We start from the raw sequence: 7,408 nt of genomic DNA, 5'->3' as shown, positions 1-7,408 counted from the left end.
CGTAATCGAGAACTGACGATAGATCACCCCGGTTGAGCCACCAAAAAATGCCATGGGAATAAAGACCGCGGTTAAAACCAGGGTAATCCCGATCAGTGCGCCGCTGATTTCCTGCATGGATTCCAGCGCTGCTTCTTTGGCTGTAAGCTGCTGCTCATGCATCAGACGTTCAACGTTCTCTACCACCACAATGGCATCATCGACCAGCAAGCCAATGGCCAGTACTAAGGCAAACAAAGTCAGCGTATTAATACTCAGTCCCAAAACATAAAGTACTGCCATGGTTCCGAGTAAAACTACAGGCACAGTTACAGTCGGAATTAAGGTGGCACGCCAGTTTTGCAGGAAGATAAACATCACGATGACGACCAGAATGACCGCCTCGAATAAAGTTTTAACGACTTCTTTAATCGATTCTTTAACAAACGGTGTATTGTCACGCGGATAGGCAATTTTATAGCCTTCCGGCAACTGCTGGGAGAGTCGCTCGATTTCAGCCTTGATCAGACTCGACGTCGCAATTGCATTGGCACCGGAGGCCAGTGAAATGCCCAGACCGGCAGAAGGATAGCCGTTGGTGGTGCTATATGACTGATAATTTTCCGCACCCAATTCAACCCGTGCAACATCTTTTAAGTAGATAAAGCTACCATCCCGGGCAGACTTCACAATAATATTTTCAAATTCTTCGACTGTTTTTAAACGGCTGCCTGATGTGACTTTGGCATTCAGATACTGATCATCGACTGTTGGCAAGTCACCAATTGCGCCGGCTGCCACTTGAGTATTTTGTGATTCAATCGCTGCCCGCACATCACTTGGCATCAGGTTATATTGTTTCAATTTTGCTGGATTCAGCCAGATGCGCATCGCGAACTGTGAACCAAAAACATCCACTTCCCCAATGCCATCAATTCGGGAAATATCCTGTTCCAGATGCGTGGTCAAATAATCAGACAGTTCAATATTGCTGCTACGCCGTGACTCATCATACAAACCGATGACCATATGGGTATCGCCAAGAGATTTGAAGACATTCACGCCCTGTCGCTGGACATCATCTGGCAAACGATTGAGAACCCCGTTAATCGCATTTTGAACCTGTACTTGTGCTGTATCTGGATCGGTACCATTTTCAAAACTGATGCTGATCCGGCTTCGACCTGAGGAATCACTGCTTGAGCTGAAATACAGCAAGCGGTCGATACCTTTAATTTGCTGTTCCAGCACCTGGGTCACGCTTTCTTCTACTGTTTCTGCAGATGCACCGGTATAGGTTGTTGCCACAGTAATACGAGGCGGTGCAATATCCGGATAACGTTCAACAGGTAAATTCATCACCGCAAAAAGTCCAATGGCCATGACCACAATGGCCAGTACACCTGCAAAAATAGGACGATGAATGAAAAACTTAGACAGCATAAGTCTGAATCACTTTGAATTTAATGAATTATAGAAAGCGTTGCATTATTGAGTCAGCTTAAGGATATTCAGGCAGTGGCCTAGAGAATGCAAGGCTTGATCACAGAAAAATATGTATAAAATTAAATCATGAAGAAATTGTGAAGATTTTGCCTTTCATCTAGCTGTTTCAACAATTTATAAGGTTATTCATTTTATTTTAGGCATAAAAAAACCCTGCTTGCGCAGGGTTTTTTTAGAATCGATTCAGAGCTGATTAAGCAGAGAATTGGTTCATTGTGTTTTTCGCATCGTCACCCGCTTTAAGCGCGTTGTCACCAGCGAAGATTTCTTTGTGGTCGTCACCGATGTCAGAACCAGCCATTGCTTGGTGTTTCACACAAGCGATACCGCCGCGGATTTCTTTACGTTGTACGCCAGCAACATAAGCCAACATACCTTCAGAACCGAAGTAACCTTGAGCAAGCTCATGAGTAGAAAGAGCAGCTGTGTGGTAAGTAGGCAGAGTGATCAAGTGGTGGAACACGCCTGCTTCACGAGAAGCGTCTGCTTGGAATGTACGTACTTTTTCGTCAGCTTCAGCAGCCAGTTCAGAATCGTCGTACTCAGCGCTCATCAATTTAGCACGGTCGTATGCAGATACGTCTTTACCTTCAGCAACCCAACGGTCATACGCTTGTTGGCGGAAGTTCAGTGTCCAGTTGAATGATGGAGAGTTGTTGTAAACAAGTTTCGCATTTGGCACAACTTCACGTACACGGTTAACCATGTGGGCGATTTCAGCTACGTTTGGAGTCGCAGTTTCGATCCAAAGAAGGTCAGCACCGTTTTGTAAGCTAGTGATACAGTCAAGTACAACGCGGTCGATCTGAGTGCCTTCACGGAACTGGTACAAGCCAGAAGCAAGACGTTTAGGACGGTGAAGTTTGCCATCACGTTTGATCAGGATTTCGTCTTCTTGTGCTTCAGAGATGTCAATTTCTTGAGTATCTAAGTAGCTGATGTATATAGAAGCGATGTCGCCTGGCTCTTTAACCACTGGGATTTTTTGAGTCAAGTCAGCGCCTTCAGAGTCAGTACGTGCAACGATGATACCGTCGTCAAGACCCATTTCAAGGAATGCATAGCGAAGAGCGTGGATTTTCGCGATGAAGTCTTCGTGTGGAACTGTAACTTTACCAGCTTGGTGACCACATTGTTTCGCGTCAGAAACCTGGTTTTCGATTTGAAGTGCACAAGCACCCGCTTCGATCATTTTCTTAGCTAGTAAGTAAGTCGCTTCTTCGTTACCGAAACCAGCGTCGATGTCCGCAATGATTGGCACAACGTGAGTTTGGAAGTTGTCGATTTGTGAAGTGATTTCAGCAGCTTTAGCTGTATCACCAGCGTCTTGAGCTTTTTTAAGTGCGCGGAACAGGTCGTTCAGTTCTTTCGCATCAGCTTGACGTAAGAATGTGTAGATTTCTTCGATCAATGCAGGAACAGAAGTTTTTTCGTGCATAGATTGGTCAGGAAGAGGACCGAATTCTGAACGAAGTGCAGCAACCATCCAGCCAGAAAGGTAGATATAGCGACGTTCAGTTGTACCGAAGTATTTTTTGTTCGCAATCATTTTTTGCTGAGCGATGAAACCGTGCCAGCAGCCTAGTGATTGAGTGTATTTGCTAGAGTCGGCATCATAAGCAGCCATATCACGACGCATAATCGCCGCTGTATATTTAGCAATGTCTAAACCAGTTTTGAAACGGTTTTGAAGTTGCATACGCGCAGCATCTTCAGGACTGATGTCTGCCCAAGTATTGCCGAATTTCGCTTTTAATTCGCGGATTGCATCAATCGCTGTTTGATATGTAGTCATGATATATTCCTGTAATAATATTAGGATTTTTCTGCAACGAACCGCTCAAATCACACCCTCAATGACTTGTTCAGATTTTCGACGATCCGTTGGGATAGCTAAAGATTAGTGGGCTTCGAAAAATTAATCCAATATTCTGCAAGAATTATCATTATTTATTTAAAAAATATGTAGATGAAAGTCTAATTATATATTGATCAATTTTTTATAAGTTATTGTATTTAATATTTTATTTTTGAATTTTTGAAATTGGATTTTGTCTAAAACATCAGCAACAAGAACAAAAAATATTCATTAGACTTAAGTCTTGCAAGACTTTAGCAGCGCCTAATTTCAGCAATTTTTGTTTATTTTATGAGCCTTAAAACCTAGAATACTTATTTCAAAGGAATTATTTTTCATTTATTTGTTGAAATATTTTTAATCAAATCTGGCACATTATTTGCTAATTCCCTCTGTTTTTCAGAAATACCTTTCTTTCGTTTTAGAGGCAGCCAGATTTCCTTTCTGCTTTTAAAAATAAAGAAGGATTCAGGCTGGCAAAATCTGCGGTGAAAGAGACTCCAAAAAGGCATTTCAGTACAATCAGCTGGGCTTTTTTTCATCAGTTGCGTACACAAGTTATAGTAGTTATGGCATAATCCATATAATTTCATAATTTTATTTTCGGTATTTTTTTTATGAATCTGGAGCGGGTCGATCTTAATCTCCTCATTTATCTTGACGTACTTTTACGTGAAAAAAATGTCACGCGTGCAGCAGAACAACTTGGGGTAACCCAGCCTGCGATGAGTAACATTTTACGTCGCTTACGAAATTTATTTAATGATCCTCTCCTGATTCGCTCTTCTGAAGGTATGACCCCAACAGAACGTGCGCTAGAACTCCAACCTCGTATCCGTGACGCCTTAGCGGATCTTTCCATGATTCTGGAACCGCGTACCGAGTTCCGCCCTTATACTTCAAACCGTGTTTTCCGCATCATGACTTCAGATTATGCTGAAGCTACACTGGTACCACGCCTGGTGAAAGCATTACGTTCAGAAGCACCAAATGTGGTTCTCGACTTCTTAACCCCAAGTGATGTGTCCTATCGTGACATGGAACAAGGTAAAGTTGATCTGGCGATTAACCGTTTTAATGAAATTCCGCAAAGCTTCCATCAGGTACTGGTTTGGCGTGACAGCTTTTCTTGCCTGTTAAATAACAAGCATCCGGCTGCGGGCAACCTGAATCTGAAAAGCTATCTGGATGCACAGCATATCTGGGTATCGAAAACCGGTATGGGCGTTGGCTTTGGGGTAAACCCTGAGAAACAGGCGGGTCTCGGCTGGATTGATCAGGCTCTTGAACGTATTGGCCAAAAACGTAAGATTTCGGTATTTACCCGTCATTATCAGATGCCTGGTCTTCTGGCTGCCAATGTCGATCTTGTAGCAACATTACCGACCCGTATTGCACGTCTGCAAGCCAAAAACCAGAACTTACTCATTAAAGATCCACCATTCTATATTCCTGAGTTTGAATTGAAGATGGCGTGGTGTCCTTTATTGCATCATCATCCCGCCCATCGCTGGTTACGTCAGCTGATTCTATATGTAGCCCGTCAGATGATCGAAGAAGAAAATCGTGAATTTTTAATGAATAATTCGCAATTTTCGCATTATTGAATTGAATATTAGCTAAATTGCTCATTTTTAAACTTATACTCTAGAGACTTGAGTTACTTTATTTGTACCTCAAGTCTTTTTTTGTGTTAAAAATATTTTTAGCTAGATCATATTAATCCACAGGTGGATTCGTGAGCCTCTTTCAAAACATCGTGATTATCTTATTACTCATCGCGGGGGCCGGTTTTTTATCATTAACAGAAATCGCGCTTGCAGGTGCCCGTAAGGTCAAATTAAAAATTTTGGCTGAATCGGGAGATATTCGCGCTCAAAAAGTTTTAGATTTACAAGAAAACTCTGCTGACTTTTTTGCAGCTTCCCAAATCGGCTTAAACGCCGTTGCCATTTTAGGCGGTATTTTAGGTGAAGGCGCCTTCCGCCCTTATATCATCAATTTACTTTCCAGATTTTATCAAGGTCCCTGGACTGAAACGATTGCGTTCAGCCTGTCCTTCACTGCAGTTACTTCATTATTTATTCTGTTTGCGGACTTGATGCCGAAACGTCTGGCCATGATCGCTCCAGAAAAAATTTCTGTCTCGGTGATTAATCCAATTCAGGTATTTATCAAAATCTGTAAACCATTGGCCTGGTTCATCAATGCCATTGCGAACCTGTTGTTCCGCTTGTTTAAAGTGAATACCATCCGAGATGACAATATTACCTTCGCAGATATTTCAGCGGTAATGGATGCGGGTGCTCAGGCAGGGGTGTTACAGAAACAGGAACATCACTTTATTGAGAACGTGTTTGAACTTGAAGAACGTAATGTTCCTTCTAGTATGACCACACGTGAAAATGTGGTGTTCTTTACCTTGAAAGAATCGGAAGCCAGTATTCGCCAGAAACTGGCTGAATTCCCTTATTCCAAGTTCCTGGTCTGTAATGAAAATATCGACGATGTAATTGGCTATGTCGACTCCAAAGATATTCTGGTTCGTATTCTGAATAATCAGTCTTTACTTCAGTTGAATGAAAATACCATCCGTACGGTTCTGACCATTCCAGATACACTGACTCTATCTGAATTACTGGATCGCTTCCGTTCGACCAAGGAAAAGTTTGCAGTCGTTATTAATGAATATGCCTTGGTCGTAGGTGTGATTACTCTTTCCGACATCATGATTACCGTGATGGGCGACTGGGTTACTCCCCTGGAAGAAGACCAGCAGATCATTAAGCGTGACAGCAATTCATGGTTGATTGATGGCAGTACGCCCATTGAAGACATCAAACATGCGCTGGAAATTGATGAAATGCCAGATGAAGAGAACTATGAAACCCTAGCTGGTTTTATGATGTTCAAGCTGCGCAAGATTCCACGTCCTGCAGATATTGTGCTACATGCGGGTTATAAGTTTGAAGTTGTCGATGTTGATCATTTCAAGATTGACCAGTTACTGGTTACACGTATGCTGGAAGTGAAAAAGCCACCGACAGAAGAATCAGAATAATCTGGTTCTTCTTCAATCTTTTTAAAATTCCAAAAACAATAATAATGAGACTTTTATGAATATTACTGCGCTACTCGCCTGTCTGAGTTTTTATTCGGCCTTATATTTAATCTATTTCTTCTTTATGCAAGATCAACAGCCTATATTTCTGATCCTAGCAATTGTACTCATTTTACTTTCAATCTGGCTGACTCCCTATCCTTATGAACGGCGTCGGCAAGGATTTGATTCGACTTTAAGAATAGGCGAATATTTTTATTATCCACTCATCACCTGGTGGCGGCTGTTTATACTTCCTGTGCGCTGGCTGCTTTCCCTATTTTATTCTCACTAAAAAAGCACCCACGAAGGTGCTTCTTTATATTCAATTCAATTTAGATTTTTGATAAAAGCGCTTCAAGGACTGCCTGGTAATGGATCTGGATATCTTCCTGCAAAATTTTGTAGGCATTATCAAATTGCACCATTGGCCAGCCTTCTTTCCAGAATGGGAAAATATTGTGCAGGTCATGAGTGACGACCGCATTTTCACGTAGAATCGCCTGTGCAATCTGTGCCAGTACAAAGGCAGTTTCCGCACCATCAATTGCCAGGTAATCAATACCACGCGCTTTTAAAATACGGATACGGTCTTTCTTATAGCGGATTTTTTTGATTTGTGCTTCATTCAAATTCAGGGCCAGAGAAACCGCTTCAACAAATTTTTCTTCAAATGACTGATTCAATACAACCAACGCCTGCTTATGCGCTTCCTGACGACCCGCTTTACCACCCTGACGAATGACTTCTTTTGCTTCTGTATCTAGCTCATCATTCTTCATGGTTTGAAGGATGTCTAAAATTTCGATGTCGCTTAGCGTCGCAGGAGATTGATCAGTCATAAACTATCCCTAAAAAATAAATATGCAATGGACTATTTTCGCATAAATCCTTACTAAAAAATTAAAATCTTTGTCCTCAAATCTAATAATTGCAAAATCCGGATCATCTCTATCATTCTTGCG

The 7,408-nt window shown here is 41.8% G+C and carries 6 protein-coding genes; 3 read left to right on the top strand and 3 right to left on the bottom strand.

Annotation, left to right across the window (positions count from 1 at the left end; translation table 11 throughout):
- On the bottom strand, positions 1-1,422 hold a 1,422-nt coding region (locus B4J23_RS02715), incomplete at its 3' end, for an efflux RND transporter permease subunit (protein WP_291358689.1).
- Between the two features lie 256 nt (positions 1,423-1,678).
- Positions 1,679-3,280: an isocitrate lyase gene (locus B4J23_RS02710; RefSeq protein WP_291358688.1), complete on the bottom strand. Its 1,602-nt coding sequence runs from the start codon at positions 3,278-3,280 to the stop codon at positions 1,679-1,681.
- Between the two features lie 680 nt (positions 3,281-3,960).
- Between B4J23_RS02710 and B4J23_RS02705 the strand changes: the two genes are divergently transcribed.
- From B4J23_RS02705 to B4J23_RS02695, 3 genes are all read left to right on the top strand, one after another.
- On the top strand, positions 3,961-4,950 hold the full coding sequence (locus tag B4J23_RS02705; protein ID WP_004784775.1) for a LysR family transcriptional regulator: 990 nt from the start codon (positions 3,961-3,963) through the stop codon (positions 4,948-4,950).
- A 131-nt stretch (positions 4,951-5,081) separates the two neighbouring features.
- Positions 5,082-6,404: a hemolysin family protein gene (locus tag B4J23_RS02700; protein ID WP_004784777.1), complete on the top strand. Its 1,323-nt coding sequence runs from the start codon at positions 5,082-5,084 to the stop codon at positions 6,402-6,404.
- Between the two features lie 55 nt (positions 6,405-6,459).
- A complete protein-coding gene (locus tag B4J23_RS02695) occupies positions 6,460-6,738 on the top strand; it encodes a hypothetical protein (protein WP_291358687.1) in 279 nt (92 codons plus the stop codon).
- 40 nt (positions 6,739-6,778) lie between these two features.
- Here B4J23_RS02695 and B4J23_RS02690 read toward each other — a convergent pair whose 3' ends face one another.
- A complete protein-coding gene (locus B4J23_RS02690) occupies positions 6,779-7,285 on the bottom strand; it encodes a hypothetical protein (protein ID WP_291358686.1) in 507 nt (168 codons plus the stop codon).
- Positions 7,286-7,408: the final 123 nt, after the last annotated feature.

Origin of the sequence: Acinetobacter sp. UBA3025 (genome assembly GCF_002367915.1) — a bacterium.
Taxonomy (GTDB): Bacteria; Pseudomonadota; Gammaproteobacteria; order Pseudomonadales; family Moraxellaceae; genus Acinetobacter.
This window is presented reverse-complemented; position numbering and strand designations above follow the sequence as displayed.